A 17,420-nucleotide genomic window follows, 5' to 3' on the forward strand; every position below is an offset into this window, starting at 1 on the left:
ATCCCGCGTCAGCGGCCGCCGTCGTCCATCTCGAGGAACTCGGGCTCGACCTTGCCGGTGCGCAGGCCCGCCGAGCCCACCATGTGGGCGGCCACCGGGGAGGTCATCAGCTGGAAGATCGCCACGAGGACGAGCATGGTGACCGAGCTCCGGTCCTGCAGCCGGAGAGCCACCCCCGTCAGCAGCAGGAGCATGCCGAGCACCTGGGGCTTGGCCACGACGTGCACTCGGGCGAACAGGTTGTCGAACCGTACGACCCCGACCCCCGCGGAGAACGAGAAGAAGGCGCCCAGCAGCAGGCAGACCGCGGCGGCGGCGTCGGTCACGAGACTCATGGGCCCTCCTGCAGGTCGGGGGTGTCCGGGCCGGTCGGCCCGCCGGTCGACGTCGGCCGCGTGTCGTCCGGCCGCCGTTCCTTGGGCGGTTCGGCGGCGGCGAAGCGCGCGACGGTCACCGACCCGATGAAGCCGACCATCGACAGCACCACGAGGATCGGTATCGACTCGGTGCGGCGGGACAGCGCCGCCTCGACCGCGATGGCGCCGACGAGCGCGGTGGTCAGCACGTCGAACGCCACCGACCGGTCCAGCATCGAGGGCCCACGCTCCATCCGGACGACGGCGAACAGGGCGCCCACGGCGAGCAGCGCCGTGGCGACGATCCCCACGACGAGCATCATGGCTGCCCCTCCTTGCCCGGCGTGGCTGCCGGACCGCCGGCCGGTTCGGCCAGGCCGAGCCGGACCAGGTCGGCGCGCGTCGCGAAGGCCCGCAGCAGGCGCTCCTCGAGGGCCCGTACCGACTCCCGGACGCCGTCGGGACCGCCCGAACCGGCGAGGTCGAGCACGTGCAGCCGCAGGGTGCTGCCGGCCCGGTCGAGATCGACCACCACCGTGCCGGGGACCATCGACGACAGCCCCGCGGTGGTGGCGATGAACAGGTCCGACGTCGAGCGCAGCGGTACCGGCACGAGCCCGCCGCGCGGCGTCGGGCCGGGCCGGACGGCGGTCCAGGCCACCTGGAACGACGCGACCACGAGGTCGGAGACGAAGCGTCCGACGAGATGGGCCAGCGGACCGGGCCGCAGCGTCCCGGCGGCGCCGATGGGTGGGAGCGGGAAGGCGAGCGCCACCAGCGCGCCGAGCGCGACACCGGCCAGCACGTTCGCCCACGACAGGTCGCCCCACAGGAGCACCCAGAGCGCGGCGCCCATCACCATCGTCGGCCACAGCGCGGTGATCCGTCGTGCCCGGTCGCGCCACGGACGTTCGGGGTCGGTGCCCGTCATGGTCGGTCCTCCTCGCCGTCGTCGGTGACATCGTCGGACGTGCCGGTACCGCGGGGCGCCCCGTCGGGGAAGACCGCGTCGACGTACGAGTGTCCGTCCATGGCCGTGTCGGCTGCCCGCGCCGCGTAGTCGTAGAGCGGGCCTGCCGCGACGGTGAGGCTCACGCTCAGGGCGACGAGCGCCGCCGTCGGGCCGACCATGCCCCAGGGCAGGGGAGAGGGCTCCGGCACCCTCACGTCCTCGGGAGCGGGCTGCCAGAACGCCTTGTTCCAGGCCCGGACCACCGCGTACAGGGTGAGCAGCGAGGTGACCACCGAGCCGACCACCAGGGCCCAGGCGAGGACCGAGCCGTTCAGCACGCCGGCTTCCAAAAGACCCACCTTGCCGAGGAAGCCGGACAGCGGCGGGATGCCCGCGAGGTTCATCGCCGGCACGAAGAAGAGGATCGCCAGTCCCGGGGCGAGCGTCGCGAGGCCGCCCAGGCGGTCGAGCGACGTCGTACCGCTGCGTCGCTCGACGAGCCCGACCACCAGGAACAGCGCCGTCTGCACGGTGATGTGGTGCACCACGTAGAAGATAGCCGCGGCGGTGCTCGCCTGGGTCGCCAGCGCGACGCCGAAGATCATGTAGCCGATATGGCTGACCAGCGTGAACGAGAGCAGGCGTTTCACGTCGTCCTGTGCCACCGCGCCGAGGATCCCGACGAGCATCGTGGCGAGCGCCAGCACCAGCAACACCGCCTCCAGCGTCTCGTTCGGCGGGAAGAGCAGGGTCTGGGTCCGCAGGATGGCGTAGACGCCGACCTTCGTGAGCAGGCCCGCGAACACCGCGGTGACCGGAGCGGGCGCCGTCGGGTACGAGTCGGGGAGCCACGCCGACAGGGGGAAGATGGCCGCCTTGATACCGAAGCCGAGGAGCAGCAGGGCCTGGATGCCCAGCCGCACGCCGGGATCGATGTCGGGCAGACGTTCGGCGAGCTGGGCCATGTTCACCGTGCCGGTCGCCGCGTAGACCAGGCCGACGGCGAGCAGGAACACGATCGAGCTGAGCAGCGCGACGACCACGTAGACGCTGCCCGCCCGGATGCGCTCGCTGGTGCCGCCGAGCGTCAGCAGCACGTACGAGGCGGCGAGCAGGATCTCGAACCCGACGAAGAGGTTGAACAGGTCCCCGGCGAGGAAGGCGTCAGCGACGCCGGCCGCCAGGATCAGGTACGTCGGGTGGAAGATCGCGACGGGCAGGACGTCACGCTGCCTGCCCTCGTCGGCGTCCGGGTCCTGCGCCTCGAGCGCCTTGCGCAGCTCCTCCGCGTCCTTCGTGGCCGGCGCGGCCCGGTCGTTGCCGTCCGCGATGCCCTGCGCCATCGAGTAGAGCAGCACGCAGAGCAGCATGATGCTGCTCACGAGCAGCATGAGCGAGGCGAGGGGGTCGGCCACCAGGTTGACGCCGACCGGGGCCGCCCAGCCGCCGAGGTCGATCGCCACCGGTCCGTCCTGGGCCACGACCACCAGGCCCGCGGAGGCGGCCGCGACGACCGACAGGGCGACGACCGAGATGATCCGCTGGGCGCGCTGGTACCGGTGCAGCGCCAGGGCGAGCCCCGCCGCGAACAGCGGCACCAGCACCGGCAGGGGGACGAGGGTCTGCACGGTCCACAGGTTCACGATCCGTCACCCCCGCGGTTCCGTGGCTGCTCCACGGTGTCGGGCAGCGCCACCTCGTCACGCGCGGCCACCGCCTCCTCGTCCAGGGTGACGCCGGACTCCACGGCGTCGCTGTCGGCGTACGACGGCGCGTCCTCGATGGCGAGGCGCGCGATGCGGGTGTCCTCCAGGTCGTCCTGCACCTCGTCGTGGCCGTGCAGCTGCCAGGACCGGTAGGCCATGGCCAGCACGAACGCGACCAGCGCGAGCGTGATGACGATGGACGTCAGGATCATGACCTGTGCCAGCGGGTCGCTCATCGGCTCCGGGTCGTCGGTGCCGGTGATCGGCGGGGCGCCGGCCCGCCCGCCGGCCAGCAGGATCGCGAGGTTGACCCCGTTCCCCAGCAGCACGAAGCCGAGGAGCACGCGGGTCAGCGACCGTTCGAGCAGCAGGTAGACCCCCGCGGCGAACAGCACACCCACGGCCAGGAGAAGGGCGCCGGAGGGGACGTTGTCGAGCACGATCACGCGCGGTCACCTCCTGCCCGGTGCGCCGTGCGGCCGTGCGAGCCGACGGCACGGGAGTGGGGCTCGGCCTGCCGGTCCAGCTCGGCGCCGAACGTGCGCAGGATGTCGATGACCAGGCCGATGACCACGAGGAACACTCCGACGTCGAAGAACAGGCTGGTGACCAGGTGCACGTGCCCGAGCACGGGCACGTGCAGGTCGAGGATCGTGCTCTCGAGCGCCGCCTGGCCGGCGAGCAGCGCGACGAGCCCCACGCCCGCCGACAGGAACAGCCCGGTGCCGAGGACGAGACCGGGGTGGACCGGGGCCGCCGCGCCGAGCTCGTAGCGGCCGCCGGCCAGGTAGCGGACGGTCAGCGCCAGGCCGGCGACCAGGCCCGCCGCGAACCCGCCCCCCGGCGTGTTGTGTCCGCTGAACAGCAGGAACAGGGCGAACAGGATCATCGGGTGGAACAGCACGCGGGTGAGCACCTCGAACAGCACGGACCGCTTGCCGGGGTCGAGGGTCGGGCCGGCGAGCAGCCAGGAACCCGGCCGCACCTGCCGGGCGCCGGCGCGTGCGGCGCGCTCGCCGGGCTCGTCGTCCCCGGCGGGGCCGAGGCGCAGCACGTCATCGCTGCGCTGGCGCAGGAAGACGAGCGAGGCGACGCCGGTGGCGGCGACCAGCAGCACCGAGATCTCCCCTACGGTGTCCCAGGCGCGGATGTCGACGAGGGTGACGTTGACGATGTTGTGCCCGCCGCCGAACGTCTCGGCCTCCTCGGGGAAGTCGACGGAGACCGGCAGGTGCACCCGTACGAGCGGCGCGGCGGCGACGAACATCATGACGACGAGGCCCGTGAGGACGCCGATCGCCAGCCTGACCCAGCGGCTCGCCGCCAGCGGCCGGTCCGAGAAGTACGGCGGCAGCCGGCGCAGCACCAGGACCATGACGACGAGCGTCAGCGTCTCGCACAGGACCTGGGTCAGCGCGAGGTCGGGCGCTCCGTGCAGCAGGAACAGAGCGGCGTTGCCGTATCCCGCGACACCCATGAGGAACACCGCCTTGAGCCGGCGGCGCGCGCGGGCGGTCAGGACGGCGGCCACCACGACCACCAGGACGACGACCAGCTGGGCGGGGCCGTCCCACGGCACCATCGCGAACGGGCCGAGGTGCAGCACGTCGTCACGTCCCGCGGCGTCGGCCGCGACGGGTAGCGCGCCCGCACCCGTCTGGCCCACGAGGCCCGCGGCGAGCGCGACCCCCGGGCCGACCGCGAGCACCACGAGGATGACCCCGAGGTAGAAGGGCAGGGAGCCGCGCTGGGTGCCCGCGGTGACGTCGCTCGCGAACCGGTCCAGGCTGCGCATGAGGCGCCGGTAGACGACGTCGGCTCCGTCCGGGAACCAGAGTGCCCCTTGCAGCCGTTCCACGCGTGTGCGCTGCCAGAACATCAGCACGCCCAGCAGGAGCACCGCGCCGGTGACCGCGAGGACCGGGGTGAGCCCGTCCCAGAGGGTGAGGTGCCCGGGGTCGCCGACGGGATAGGTGTCGGCGTACGGGCCGAGCAGCCGCTCGCCGACCTGTGGCACGAGGGCCACCGCGAGGCCGAGGACCGCGAGGACCAGGGGCGGCGCGACCATCCAGAACGGCTGGGGGTGGGCGACGTCCGGCGCCTCGTCCGGCACCTCGTCCTGCCCGACGCCCGACGAGGCGGGCGCGGCCGAGGCCGGCAGGCGGGGCTTGAAGGCCCCCCACAGGAACCGGAGCCCGTAGGCGACCGTCAGGGCCGAGCCCACGGCGACCACCGCGATCATGATCCGGCCCAGCAGGTCGTCGTCGTGCGCCCACGCGGCGAGCGCGGCCTCCTTGGCGACGTAGCCGGCGAACGGCGGCAGACCGATCATCGACGCGGTGGCGAGCGTGGCGGCCAGCGCGGTGACCGGCAGGCGGCGTCCGACTCCCGCGAGCTTGCGCAGGTCGCGGGTGCCCGCTGCCGCGTCGACGACGCCGACGACCAGGAACAGCGAGGCCTTGAACAGGGCGTGCGCGCCCAGGAGCGCCAGCCCGGCCAGCGCCGTCGCCCGCGTCCCGTAGCCGAGCAGGAGCGTGAGGAGCCCGAGCTGGGAGACGGTGCCGAACGCGAGGACGAGCTTGAGGTCGTGCTGGCGCAGCGCCCGGTACCCGCCGAGCAGGAGCGTGGCACCGCCGAGCACGAGCACCACGGTGCGCCAGGCGGCCAGGTCGGAGAACGCCGGCGCGAACCGGGCGATCAGGTAGATGCCCGCCTTGACCATGGCGGCGGCGTGCAGGTAGGCCGAGACGGGCGTGGGCGCGGCCATCGCGGCGGGCAGCCAGAAGTGCGTGGGCACGAGCGCGGACTTGGTGGCGGCCCCGGCCAGCAGGCAGACCGCGGCCGCCGTGACGGCGGGGCCCGACGGCGGGTCGGCGATGACCGCCGAGAGGCTCCAGGTCCCGGCGGTGACCCCGAGCACCACGACACCGACCAGCATCGCGAGGCCGCCGGCGGTGGTCACGATCAGCGCCTGCATGGCGGCCCGGCGGGACGAGGTGCGGTCCGCGTAGTGGCCGATCAGCAGGTAGGAGAACACCGTGGTGAGCTCCCAGAACACGAACAGCAGGAGCAGGTTGTCGGCGACCACGAGGCCCGCCATCGCGCCGGCGAACGCCATGAGGAAGCCGCCGAACCGGCCGAGGCCGCGCGCCTCGCGGGAGAAGTAGGCGCTGCAGTAGAGCATCACCAGGGCGCCGACGCCGCCGACCACCAGCAGCATCACCCAGGCCAGGAGGTCCAGCCTGAGGTCGATCGCGAGGCCGAGCGCGGGGATCCAGGGCAGGTGCTCGGCCGGGGCACGCCCCTCCAGGACGGCGGTGGCCTGGGCTAGCGCGTAGATCGTCGCGCCGGCCGGGCCGAGGGCGAGCACCCAGAAGGCGCGCCGGCCCAGGGCAGCGACGAGGGCGGGGGCGGCGAGAGCCAGGACCCCGTGGGCGAGGAGTACCAGAAGCACGTCCGGACCGTCCTGTCAGGGCTCGTCGACAGGACGTCGTGGCCGCGGTCCCGGGAAGAACCCGGTCGAGCACGGGACGGCATGCCGCGCGAGCGCGGGCGGGTGGGCGATGGTGCTCACTTTATCCGGTGGTCGGGGGAAGGGCCGGAGGGCGCTCCGCGGAACCCTTCTACGGCCGCGGTCGTTACCCCTGGAGCGAACCCACCGGTCCGCCTTCCGTCTTTGGGCCACAGGCGCAGGTTTACGGCCTACGATGGACGACGGCGAAACTTGACGACGACCTGGGAGAACCCGCGTGTCCATCCTCGACAAGGTCCTACGCATAGGCGAAGGACGTGTCCTGAAGAAGCTGCACTCCGTGGCTGAGCAGGTCAACCGCTTGGAGCCCAGCTTCGTCGAGCTGAGCGACACCGAGCTGCGTGAGGAGACCGCACGTTTCCGGGAACGGCTGGCGCACGACGCCACCCTGGACGAGCTCATGCCGGAGGCGTTCGCGGCGATCCGCGAGGCGGCTCACCGCACGCTCGGCCAGCGGCACTTCGACGTCCAGATCATGGGTGGTGCGGCGCTGCACCTCGGCAACATCGCCGAGATGCGCACCGGTGAGGGAAAGACGCTGGTGGCCACGACCGCCGCGTACCTCAACGCGCTCTCCGGCGACGGCGTGCACGTCATCACCACCAACGACTACCTGGCCAAGTACCAGGGCGAGCTGATGGGCCGCGTCTTCCGGTTCATGGGCATGACCACCGGGGTGATCCTGTCGGGCCAGACCCCGGCGCAGCGGCGCGAGATGTACGCCGCGGACATCACCTACGGCACGAACAACGAGTTCGGCTTCGACTACCTGCGCGACAACATGGCATGGTCCGTCGACGACCTGGTGCAGCGCGGGCACAACTTCGCGATCGTCGACGAGGTCGACTCGATCCTCATCGACGAGGCTCGGACGCCGCTGATCATCTCCGGCCCCGCGGCCGGTGACGCGAACCGCTGGTACAACGAGTTCGCCAAGGTCGTGCGCCGCCTGGTGCCGACCGTCGACTACGAGGTCGACGAGAAGAAGCGCACCGTCGGCGTGCTCGAGCCGGGTATCGCGAAGATCGAGGACTACCTCGGCATCGACAACCTCTACGAGTCGCTGAACACGCCCCTGATCGGGTTCCTCAACAACGCGATCAAGGCGAAGGAGCTGTTCAAGCGCGACAAGGACTACGTCGTGCTGAACGGCGAGGTCATGATCGTCGACGAGCACACGGGCCGTATCCTCGCGGGCCGTCGCTACAACGAGGGCATGCACCAGGCCATCGAGGCCAAGGAGGGGGTGGAGATCAAGGCGGAGAACCAGACGCTCGCCACGATCACCCTCCAGAACTACTTCCGCCTGTACGGCAAGCTCGCCGGCATGACCGGTACCGCCGAGACCGAGGCCGCCGAGTTCCAGAGCACGTACAAGCTCGGCGTCGTGCCGATCCCGACCAACCGGCCGCCGCAGCGCATCGACCAGCCCGACCTCGTCTACAAGAACGAGGACGGCAAGTTCAACGCGGTGGTCGCCGACATCGTGGAGCGGCACGCCTACGGCCAGCCGGTCCTCGTGGGCACGACCAGCGTCGAGAAGTCGGAGCTCCTGAGCGCCAAGCTGAAGAAGGCCGGCGTGCCGCACAACGTCCTGAACGCGAAGGAGCACGAGCGCGAGGCCGCGGTCATCGCGATGGCGGGCCGGAAGGGCGCCGTCACGGTCGCCACGAACATGGCAGGCCGCGGTACGGACATCATGCTCGGTGGTAACGCCGAGTACCTCGCCGTCACCGACCTCGCCGAGCGGGGCCTCGACCCGGTCGAGACGCCGGACGAGTACGAGGCGGCCTGGCCGCAGGCGCTCGAGAAGGCGAAGGAGCGCGTCGCGGCGGAGCACGACGAGGTCAAGGAGGCCGGTGGGCTCTACGTGCTCGGCACCGAGCGCCACGAGTCCCGCCGTATCGACAACCAGCTGCGCGGCCGGTCCGGTCGTCAGGGCGACCCGGGCGAGTCCCGGTTCTACCTGTCGATGCAGGACGACCTGATGCGGCTGTTCAACTCCGGTCTCGCCGAGTCGATGATGAACCGGGCCGGTTTCCCGGACGACATGCCGCTCGAGTCCAAGATGGTCACGCGCGGCATCATGTCCGCGCAGGGCCAGGTGGAGTCGCGCAACTTCGAGATCCGCAAGAACGTCCTGAAGTACGACGACGTCCTGTCGCGTCAGCGCAGCGTGATCTACGCCGAGCGCCTCCGCGTGCTCGAGGGGGAGGACCTGCGCGAGCAGGTGCAGCACTTCCTCACGGACACCATCACCGACTACGTGAACAACGCGACGTCGGACGGCCCCTCCGAGCAGTGGGACCTCGACGCCCTGTGGACGGCCCTCAAGGCCGTGTACCCGGTGTCCCTGACGCCCGAGGAGGTCGTCGAGGAGGCCGGTGGTATCGACCGGCTCACCGGCGAGATGCTGCTGGAGGAGATCCTGTCCGACGCGCGGGTGGCCTACCAGGCGCGTGAGGACGAGCTGACGTCGCCGGCCATGCGCCAGCTCGAGCGCCGGGTCGTGCTCTCGGTGCTGGACCGCAAGTGGCGTGAGCACCTCTACGAGATGGACTACCTCAAGGAGGGCATCGGGCTGCGTGCCATGGCGCAGCGCGACCCGCTGGTCGAGTACCAGCGCGAGGGCTTCCAGCTGTTCCAGGCCATGACCGACGCCATTAAGGAGGAGTCGGTCGGGTTTCTGTTCAACCTCGAGGTCACGGTGCAGCAGCCGGACGCGGAGCAGGCCGGCGAGGGCAGCTCGGATCTGCCCGCCGTCGGGCCGGTCCCGCCGCGCGGGCGCCTGGGCACGGGCCAGCCGGACGCGCCGCCGACCACGCAGATCCCCGCGGTGCAGCCTCCGGCCGCACCGGGGCAGGGCCAGCCGCCGGCGCCGCGGCAGCGCCGTGCCGCGGGTGCCGCCACGGAGCCGATCCTGCTCGCGAAGGGGCTCGACACCCCGAGCCGGCCGCAGTCGCTGACGTACTCGGCACCGAGCGAGGACGGCTCGGGCTCGGCGTTCGTGCAGTCGTCCGACGGCGCCCGCCGTCGTGCGGCTCTGCACGGCGAGGCGACCGCCGCCACGAGCGACGGCCGCACGTTCCCGGGCACACCGCGCAACGCGCAGTGCCCGTGCGGCTCCGGCAAGAAGTACAAGGTCTGCCACGGGATCAACGAGGCCTGACCCCGCCCCACCCCGCCGAGGTAGTCGTCTGGCGAGGTAGTCACCTGGCCGTCGCCGGGCGACTACCTCGCCTCATGACTACCTCGCCCCATGACCACCTCGGCGATGTCATGGTGAGACGGCCGCCTCGCGTGTCGGACGCGGCGGTTACCCTGATCGCAACGTCCGGAACTCCCGTGTGGAACTCGCACCGGACCGGACCGTTCCCCGAAGACGAAAGCAGGATCGCTGTGCCTGTCCACCTCCCCGAGCCCGCACGCGGGCTGCGTGTTGCACTCCTCGGCTGTGGCGTCGTGGGCACGGAGGTGGCCCGGATGCTCCTCGAGCAGGGCGCGGATCTCGCCGCCCGCGTCGGCGCACCGCTGGAGCTCGCCGGGATCGCGGTCCGCGACGCGGACCGTCCTCGCGACGCCGTCATCCCGCGCGACCTCCTGACGGAGGACGTGGAGTCGCTGGTGGACGGCGCGGACATCGTCATCGAGGTGATGGGCGGCATCGAGCCCGCTCGTGCCCTGCTGCTGCGCGCCATCGAGAGCGGCGCGGCCGTGGTCACCGCCAACAAGGCGCTCCTGGCGGCGGACGGTCCCACGCTCTACAAGGCTGCCGACTCCGCGGGCGTCGACATCTACTACGAGGCCGCCGTGGCGGGCGCCATCCCGATCGTGCGCCCCGTGCGGGAGTCGCTCGCCGGCGACTACGTGCGCCGTGTCCTCGGCATCGTCAACGGCACCACGAACTACGTGCTGGACCAGATGGCGACGAGCGGCCTCGGCCTCGACGAAGCGGTCGAGCAGGCCCAGGAGCTCGGCTTCGCGGAGGCGGACCCCACCGCCGACGTCGAGGGGTACGACGCCGCGGCGAAGGCCGCGATCCTCGCCAGCCTCGCCTTCCACACCCGCGTCTCGGCCGACGACGTCGCCCGCGAGGGCATCACGGGCGTCACCGCCGACGACGTCGCCTGGGCCGCGCGGACCGGCCACGCCGTGAAGCTGCTGGCCATCGCCGAGCAGACCGGTGAGGGAGTGTCCGTGCGCGTGCACCCGGCCCTGGTCCCGCTGGAACACCCGCTGGCAGGCGTCAAGGGTGCGTTCAACGCGATCTTCGTCGAGGCCGACGCGGCCGGCCCGCTCATGTTCTACGGCCAGGGCGCCGGCGGCCGGCCCACCGCCTCGGCGGTTCTCGGCGACGTCGTCTCGGCGGCGCGCCACCGCGTGCTCGGCGGCAAGGGCCCGCAGGAGTCCACCTACGCGGCCCGCCCGCTGCTGCCCGCCGACGCCGCCGTCACGCGCTACCAGGTCCGCCTGCTCGTCGCCGACCTCCCCGGCGTGCTCGCCCAGGTCGCGGGAGTGGTGGGCGACCACGGCGTATCGATCGACACGATGCGCCAGACCGGTCCCTCCGAGGGCACCGCCGAGCTGCTCCTGACCACCCACGCCGCCCGCGAGGCATCGCTGGCTGCCACGATCGCGGCGGTGCGCATGCTCGAACCGGTCCGCGAGATCACGTCCGTCCTGAGAGTCGAAGGCTGAACCGTGCCCGTGCTGCCCGCTGAACCGAACCTTCCGTCCGCCGCCTCCGGCGGTGCGCCCACGTCGCGCCTCTGGCGCGGCGTGATCGCCGAGTACGCCGACCGCATGCCCGCCCACGTCCGGCAGACGATCGTGACGCTGGGCGAGGGTGGTACGCCGCTCGTGCCCGCGCCGGCCCTGTCCGAGCGCACCGGCGCCGACGTGTACGTCAAGGTCGAGGGCATGAACCCGACCGGCTCGTTCAAGGACCGTGGCATGACCGCCGCGATCTCCGCGGCTGCCGGTCGTGGCGCCAGGGTCGTGGTGTGCGCGTCGACCGGCAACACGTCGGCGTCGGCGGCCGCGTACGCGACGCGTGCGGGCATGATCTGCGCGGTGCTCGTGCCGGACGGCAAGATCGCGATGGGCAAGCTGAGCCAGGCCGTCGCGCACGGCGCACGGCTGCTGCAGGTGGACGGCAACTTCGACGACTGCCTCGTGGCGGCCCGCAAGCTCGCGGACACCCACCCGGTGGAGCTCGTCAACTCCGTGAACCCGGACCGCATCGAGGGCCAGAAGACCGCGGCGTTCGAGATCGTGGACGCCCTGGGCGACGCCCCCGACATCCACCTCCTGCCCGTGGGCAACGCCGGCAACATCACGGCGTACTGGAAGGGCTTCCGGGAGTACGCCGAGGCCGGCGTGGCCAGCCGGACCCCGGCGATGTGGGGCTTCCAGGCCGCTGGTGCCGCCCCGATCGTGAAGGGCCACCCGGTCGACGAGCCGGACACGATCGCCACGGCCATCCGCATCGGCAACCCTGCCTCGTGGCAGCTCGCCGAGGAGGCCAGGGACACGTCCGGCGGCGTCATCGAGGCCGTGACCGACGACCAGATCCTCGCGGCGCACCGGATCCTCTCCGCCGAGGTGGGTGTGTTCGTGGAGCCCGCGTCCGCGGCCGGTGTCGCAGGCCTCCTGGCGCGGCACGAGCGCGGCCTGGTGCCCGCCGGGGCGCGCATCACCATTACCGTGACCGGCCACGGGCTCAAGGACCCGAGCTGGGCGCTGCGTACTCCCGACGGCGGCGACGTGGAACCCGTGCGGGTGTCCGCCGACGTCGTCTCGATCGCCGACGCGCTGTCCCTCTGATGCAGCTCGGCGCCGACCACGTGCGGGTCCGGGTGCCCGCCACGAGCGCGAACCTCGGCCCGGGGTTCGACTCCCTCGGACTGGCCCTCGCCCTGTACGACGAGGTCGACGTGCGCCTCGTCGCGAGCGACGAGGTGGTGGTGGACGTCGACGGGGAGGGTGCCGGGCAGGTGCCCCTGGGGGAGGACCACCTGATCGTGCGTGCGCTGCGCCGCACCATGGACCTGGCGGGCGCCGTACCGACCGGCATCCACATGACGTGCCACAACGTGATCCCGCACGGCAGGGGACTCGGGTCGTCGTCCGCGGCGGTCGTGGCCGGGATCGTTGCCGCGCGTGCCCTGCTGGCCGAGCCGCGGGCCATCGACGCCGCCACCGTGCTGGCGCTGGCCACGGAGTTCGAGGGACACCCGGACAACGCGGCGCCCGCGATCCAGGGCGGGGCCACCGTCGCGTGGACCACCGACGACGGCCCACGCGCCGTCGGCCTCGACGTCGACCCGACGATCGAGGCGACCGTGCTGGTGCCCGACGTGCGGCTCGCCACCGCCCGCGCGCGTGCCGCCCTGCCCGAGCAGGTGCCGCACGGCGACGCGGCGTTCACGGCCGGCCGGGCGGCCCTTCTGGTGGAGGCGCTGGCCCGGCGTCCGGAGCTCCTGTTCGACGCCACCGAGGATCGCTTGCACCAGCCCTACCGCGCGGCGGTCCTCGGAGCCTCCACCGAGCTGCTGCGTGCGTTGCGCGACGAGGGCGTGCCGGCCACGATCTCGGGCGCCGGACCGACGGTCCTGGTGCTCGCGGGACCGGACCACCGGGCCCGGCGTGACGCCGTCCTGGCGGACCTCGTGGACGAGACTGCGGGCTGGCGGCGACTGACCCCGGGAATCGACACGACCGGTGCGCGCGCCCGGAGGATCTCCGGTAACACGGGTGCGCTATCGTCCGCCTCGAAAGGTGCTACGGGGAGTCATGTCCTACCAGGATCGCCAGCAGTACGGGGTGGTAGTATGCAGTGAACCTTCGGGATCGCACGTCCTGAGCCATGGTGGCGGGAACTCGGATTCAACATCGGTCCTCACCGCCTATCCGGTAGAGCTACTTCACAGAGTCTCAGCCGATCAGTCGTGCCCGTTGCAGGCCGTGACCAACGGCCACTGCATCTCGCGAGAAGGCAGACAACGCCCCCGTCAGCCGTCGTCGTCGTACCACGGATGCGAGGTTTTTCGCGTTCCGGCCATTCAGCGCCGGGCGCCCACCATCCCGCGGCCCGCGATCACGCGACAAGCCGCAGTTCGAGGGGGAAGGGTCCTTCGTGACAGACACCACCGATAACGCTCAGTCAGCCGCCGGCCGCACGGCCGGCACCGGAGCACTGAGCAGCATGCGCCTCGCCGAGCTCCAGGCACTCGCCGGAGACCTGGGCGTGAAGGGCACCTCCAGGATGCGCAAGAGCGACCTCGTGGACACGATCCGCGAGAAGACGGGCGGCGCGACGAAGCGTCCGGACCGTGCCGCCTCCGCCGCCGAGAAGCCCACCACCACCAAGCCTGCCCGTGCCGAGGCGCCGGTCGCCGCCGCCGAGGTCGTCGCCTCGGGTGTGCGCGCCGACGCGAGCACGGATGCCGAGAAGGCCGCCCGCCTGGCCGAGCTGGCCGAGGCCGTCGCCGCCCCGCGCGAGCAGGGCGGCGGACGCCGCTCCGGTCGCGGACAGGGCGCCCCCGAGGGGAACGTCGAGAAGTCGGGCGACGACAAGGGTCGTGGCGCCCAGGCCGGCGCCGGTCGGCAGAACGCCCGCGCCAACGAGCGTGGCACCGACCGCGGGGCCGCGCGCAACGCCGAGCGCAACAACGCCGAGCGCAGCAACGCTGAGCGGAGCAACGCCGAGCGGAACAACGAGCGCGCCAACGACCGCGCCAACGAGCTGGACGAGGACCGCAACTCGCGCCGCCGTCGTGGCCGGGACCGTGGTCGGGACCGCAAGCGTGGCCGCGGCCGTCAGGGTCCGGACGTCGCGGGGCTCGACAACGTCCCCGAGGTGCGGGAGGACGACGTCCTGCTGCCGGTCGCGGGCATCCTCGACATCCTGGACAACTACGCGTTCGTGCGGACCTCGGGCTACCTGCCCGGCAACAACGACGTCTACGTGTCGCTGAACCAGGTCAAGAAGGCCGGTCTGCGCCGCGGTGACGCCGTCGTCGGGGCCGTGCGCCAGCCGCGCGACGGCGAGGAGCCGCCGACGCAGCCGACCGGGCGCAACGCCAAGGTCAACAAGGTCAACGCCCTGGTGCGCCTGGACTCCGTGAACGGCATGACGCCGGAGGAGGCGCGCGAGCGTCCCGAGTTCACGAAGCTGACGCCGCTGTACCCGCAGGAGCGCCTGCGCCTCGAGAACCCTGAGGCGACCAAGCTCACGCCGCGCGTGATCGACATCGTCGCGCCGATCGGCAAGGGCCAGCGCGGCCTCATCGTCGCGCCGCCCAAGGCCGGCAAGACGCTGATGATGCAGCAGATCGCCAACGCCATCTCCCTGAACAACCCTGAGGTCCACCTCATGGTCGTGCTGGTGGACGAGCGCCCGGAAGAGGTCACCGACTTCGAGCGTTCGGTCAAGGGCGAGGTCATCTCCTCGACGTTCGACCGGCACGCCTCGGACCACACGCTGGTCGCGGAGCTCGCGATCGAGCGCGCCAAGCGCCTCGTGGAGCTGGGGCAGGACGTCGTGGTGCTGCTCGACGGCATCACCCGCCTGTCGCGTGCCTACAACCTGGCCGCCCCGGCGTCGGGCCGCATCCTGTCCGGTGGTGTGGACGCCGCTGCGCTCTACCCGCCCAAGAAGTTCTTCGGTGCCGCCCGCAACATCGAGGACGGCGGCTCGCTGACGATCCTCGCCACGGCCCTGGTCGAGACCGGGTCGAAGATGGACGAGGTGATCTTCGAGGAGTTCAAGGGCACCGGCAACATGGAGCTGCGGCTGTCGCGGTCCCTGGCCGAGAAGCGCATCTTCCCGGCGATCGACGTCAACGGCTCGAGCACGCGACGCGAGGAGATCCTCATGTCGAAGGACGAGCTCGCGATCGTCTACAAGCTGCGCCGCGTCATGGGCGCGCTCGACCAGACGCAGGCCGCCGAGCTGCTGCTCGGACAGCTGCGGAAGACCAAGACCAACGTCGAGTTCCTGCTGCACGTGCAGAAGACGACGCCGGGCGGTCTGACCGAGGACGACAACGTCGGCGAGACCGTCTGAGGCCCAGCGGAACCGCAGGCTCAGGCGGCAACAGCGCCGTCTGACCTACGTCACACCAGTCTTCCTCGCCCATCCGGGTGAGGTAGTGGCAGAATGATTGGCTGGCTCGCTGGTTCACGTCACTGCTGTTCTGCAGGGCGACCCAGCGGCATCACATCAAGGAGCATCATGAGGGCTGGAATCCACCCCGAGTACGTCGTCACCGAGGTCAGCTGCACCTGCGGTAACACGTTCACCACGCGCAGCACCGAGACGTCCGGCAAGATCAACGCCGACGTCTGCAGCGCCTGCCACCCGTTCTACACGGGCAAGCAGAAGATCATGGACACCGGTGGCCGCGTGGCCCGGTTCCAGGCGCGCTACGGCAAGAAGGCCGACGACAAGTAGCGACTTCGCAGCGCCGGCGGTCCGGCCCGACAACCTCTCCAGGGGCAGTCGGGTACCGGACCGCCGGCGCTGTTGCTTTGCCCACCCTCTTCACCCCACCCCACCGTTGAGTGCTGGGTATTTGTCGAGTCGGCCTGCCGAATCGCACAGATATCCAGCACTCAACGGGGCGGGTGGGCGTTTCAGGTAGGAGAACCATCGTGACCGAGTCGTCGTTCGCCGCCGTCGGGCCGCTGCTCAGCGAGCACACCGAGATCGAGTCGGCGCTGGCGGACCCCGCCGTGCACGCGGATCCCGGGCGCGCGCGCACCCTGGGCCGGCGGTACGCGGAGCTCAACCAGGTGGTCGGCGCGTACCGCGCCTGGGAGCAGGCGCACGACGACGCCGAGGCCGCCGCGGAGCTCGCCGTCGACGACGCGTCGTTCGCCGAGGAGCTGCCGAGCCTCAAGCAGGCCGAGGCGGTGGCGGAGGAGAAGCTGCGCCGCGTGCTGGTGCCCCGCGACCCCGACGACGGCCGCGACGTCATCCTCGAGATCAAGGCGGGCGAGGGCGGTGAGGAGTCCGCGCTGTTCGCCGCGGACCTGCTGCGCATGTACCTGCGCTACGCCGAGCAGCAGGGCTGGTCCACACAGCTGCTGGAGGCCACGGAGTCGGATCTCGGCGGGTACAAGGACGTGCAGGTCGCGGTCAAGGCGAAGAGCGTCCAGGGCCCGGAGGACGGCGTCTGGCACAGCCTCAAGTACGAGGGCGGCGTGCACCGCGTGCAGCGGGTCCCGGTCACGGAGTCGCAGGGCCGTATCCACACGTCGGCGGCCGGAGTGCTGGTGTTCCCCGAGGTCGACGACCCGGGCGAGCTCGAGATCGACCAGAACGACCTGCGGATCGACGTCTACCGCTCGTCCGGCCCCGGCGGGCAGTCCGTCAACACCACGGACTCCGCGGTGCGCATCACGCACGTGCCCACGGGCATCGTCGTCTCCATGCAGAACGAGAAGTCGCAGCTGCAGAACCGCGAGCAGGCCATGCGTGTGCTCCGTGCCCGTCTGCTGGCGGCGCAGGCCGAGGCCGCCGCGGCCGAGGCCGCCGACATGCGCCGCTCGCAGGTCCGCACCGTGGACCGATCCGAGCGGATCCGGACGTACAACTATCCCGAGAACCGGATCGTGGACCACCGCACCGGGTACAAGGCGTACAACCTCGACCAGGTGCTCGACGGCGACCTGGGCCCCGTGGTGCGCTCGGCGATCGAGGCCGACGAGGCGGCGCGGCTCGCGGCGGCGTCCGGTGTCTGAGGCCTCGCGTTCGGGCGTCTTGCCCGCTGGGCGGGCGGAGGAGCAGGCTCGTGCTGTGTCGGGAGCTGCTGTGTCAGGAGCTGATGTGCCCGGAGCCGATGTGCCCGGAGCTGCTGTGCCCGGAG

At 71.7% G+C, this 17,420-nt stretch carries 13 protein-coding genes and 1 pseudogene; 8 read left to right on the forward strand and 6 right to left on the reverse strand.

What is annotated here, in order from left to right:
• Positions 1-8 precede the first annotated feature (8 nt).
• Genes mnhG through LUU90_RS19165 form a run of 6 tightly spaced genes read right to left on the reverse strand, consistent with a single transcriptional unit; the run spans position 9 to position 6,468 of the window.
• Positions 9-335, reverse strand: a complete 327-nt coding sequence (mnhG, locus tag LUU90_RS19140; RefSeq protein ID WP_275005376.1) for a monovalent cation/H(+) antiporter subunit G — start codon at positions 333-335, stop codon at positions 9-11.
• Positions 332-679, reverse strand: coding sequence for a monovalent cation/H+ antiporter complex subunit F (locus LUU90_RS19145; protein WP_275005377.1), 348 nt, complete (start codon positions 677-679; stop codon positions 332-334). The genes mnhG and LUU90_RS19145 overlap by 4 nt, the downstream gene beginning before the upstream one ends.
• Complete coding sequence (locus LUU90_RS19150) at positions 676-1,287, reverse strand: Na+/H+ antiporter subunit E (RefSeq protein ID WP_275005380.1); 612 nt, start codon at positions 1,285-1,287, stop codon at positions 676-678. The genes LUU90_RS19145 and LUU90_RS19150 overlap by 4 nt, the downstream gene beginning before the upstream one ends.
• Entirely contained in the window at positions 1,284-2,951 is a 1,668-nt protein-coding gene (locus tag LUU90_RS19155; RefSeq protein ID WP_275005381.1) for a Na+/H+ antiporter subunit D, read from the reverse strand. The genes LUU90_RS19150 and LUU90_RS19155 overlap by 4 nt, the downstream gene beginning before the upstream one ends.
• The gene (locus LUU90_RS19160) at positions 2,948-3,460 is read right to left on the reverse strand and encodes a Na(+)/H(+) antiporter subunit C (RefSeq protein ID WP_275005382.1); all 513 of its coding nucleotides are present in this window, start codon (positions 3,458-3,460) and stop codon (positions 2,948-2,950) included. The genes LUU90_RS19155 and LUU90_RS19160 overlap by 4 nt, the downstream gene beginning before the upstream one ends.
• Positions 3,457-6,468, reverse strand: coding sequence for a Na+/H+ antiporter subunit A (locus tag LUU90_RS19165; protein ID WP_275005383.1), 3,012 nt, complete (start codon positions 6,466-6,468; stop codon positions 3,457-3,459). Before LUU90_RS19165 ends, LUU90_RS19160 begins: the two co-directional genes overlap by 4 nt.
• A 301-nt stretch (positions 6,469-6,769) precedes the next feature.
• On the opposite strand from LUU90_RS19165, the pseudogene secA reads away from it, so the two are divergent.
• From secA to prfA, 8 genes and pseudogenes are all read left to right on the forward strand, one after another.
• A pseudogene (secA, locus tag LUU90_RS19170) lies at positions 6,770-9,557 on the forward strand (preprotein translocase subunit SecA); the annotation flags it as partial.
• Positions 9,554-9,715, forward strand: a complete 162-nt coding sequence (locus tag LUU90_RS26510) for an SEC-C metal-binding domain-containing protein (protein WP_425596265.1) — start codon at positions 9,554-9,556, stop codon at positions 9,713-9,715. The pseudogene secA and the gene LUU90_RS26510, both read left to right, overlap by 4 nt.
• A 230-nt stretch (positions 9,716-9,945) precedes the next feature.
• A complete protein-coding gene (locus LUU90_RS19175) occupies positions 9,946-11,244 on the forward strand; it encodes a homoserine dehydrogenase (protein WP_275005387.1) in 1,299 nt (432 codons plus the stop codon).
• Between the two features lie 12 nt (positions 11,245-11,256).
• Positions 11,257-12,372, forward strand: a complete 1,116-nt coding sequence (gene thrC, locus LUU90_RS19180) for a threonine synthase (protein ID WP_275005572.1) — start codon at positions 11,257-11,259, stop codon at positions 12,370-12,372.
• On the forward strand, positions 12,372-13,388 hold the full coding sequence (thrB, locus tag LUU90_RS19185; RefSeq protein ID WP_275005388.1) for a homoserine kinase: 1,017 nt from the start codon (positions 12,372-12,374) through the stop codon (positions 13,386-13,388). The genes thrC and thrB overlap by 1 nt, the downstream gene beginning before the upstream one ends.
• 365 nt (positions 13,389-13,753) lie before the next feature.
• Complete coding sequence (gene rho, locus LUU90_RS19190) at positions 13,754-15,616, forward strand: transcription termination factor Rho (RefSeq protein ID WP_425596266.1); 1,863 nt, start codon at positions 13,754-13,756, stop codon at positions 15,614-15,616.
• Between the two features lie 168 nt (positions 15,617-15,784).
• On the forward strand, positions 15,785-16,003 hold the full coding sequence (gene rpmE, locus LUU90_RS19195; RefSeq protein ID WP_275005392.1) for a 50S ribosomal protein L31: 219 nt from the start codon (positions 15,785-15,787) through the stop codon (positions 16,001-16,003).
• A 200-nt stretch (positions 16,004-16,203) separates the two neighbouring features.
• On the forward strand, positions 16,204-17,295 hold the full coding sequence (gene prfA, locus LUU90_RS19200; RefSeq protein ID WP_275005393.1) for a peptide chain release factor 1: 1,092 nt from the start codon (positions 16,204-16,206) through the stop codon (positions 17,293-17,295).
• The last annotated feature ends 125 nt before the right edge of the window (positions 17,296-17,420 follow it).

The sequence above is a fragment of the Promicromonospora iranensis genome (assembly GCF_028994775.1).
In the GTDB taxonomy this organism is placed as follows: Bacteria; Actinomycetota; Actinomycetes; order Actinomycetales; family Cellulomonadaceae; genus Promicromonospora; species Promicromonospora iranensis_A.